This is a genomic window from Pseudomonas sp. AU12215 (assembly GCF_001675465.2).
Lineage (GTDB): Bacteria > Pseudomonadota > Gammaproteobacteria > Pseudomonadales > Pseudomonadaceae > Pseudomonas > Pseudomonas nitroreducens.
In genome coordinates this window covers 1-515 of sequence record NZ_MACM02000169.1, presented here as the reverse complement: position 1 = coordinate 515, position 515 = coordinate 1, and the positions used below count along the sequence as shown (strand labels likewise).

Genomic DNA, 515 nt, shown 5'->3' with positions numbered 1-515 from the left:
CCTAGAAACTAACAAATTCCGAGTTGAAACTGTATCACTTGCCCCACTGACATATAAGGATACGCCTGGAGTAGGTGGCTTGTGATTATCAATCCAAGATGACTTGCCGCACATTGGAAGACCACACATTATGTAGACTGCGGTAACAAGTGAAGATCGATTCTGACTAGATAACGAATCCAGTTTCTCCAAAAAACTCAGAATGGCCTCAGAATCTGAGCCTGCATTAGGCACTTCCAAAATAATCTTTGAAGTGATAAATCCTGATACCGCAGGAGTTAATGATTCAGCAAGAGCCGCCTTGAGATCTGCACGTAGGATTGCGTTCTGATTCTTCTGATGAGTTAGCTCTTGAAGGAGCTTAGCCTTCTCAACTTGCTTAGCAGGCTTTTCACTAGCCAACGCAAAGTAATATTGTACCCTGTCGATCAACTGATTATATGTGGTGCTAGCGCGCTCCCTTAGTAGGGCTAACTGCTCCTCCAACTCTTTCAGTCGATGATGTATTTCTTGAG

General features: G+C 43.7%; 1 protein-coding gene. It reads right to left on the bottom strand.

Annotation, left to right across the window (positions count from 1 at the left end):
- Positions 1–515 (bottom strand): hypothetical protein (locus A9513_RS36235; RefSeq protein ID WP_176707297.1); only part of this gene is annotated, 515 nt, incomplete at both ends.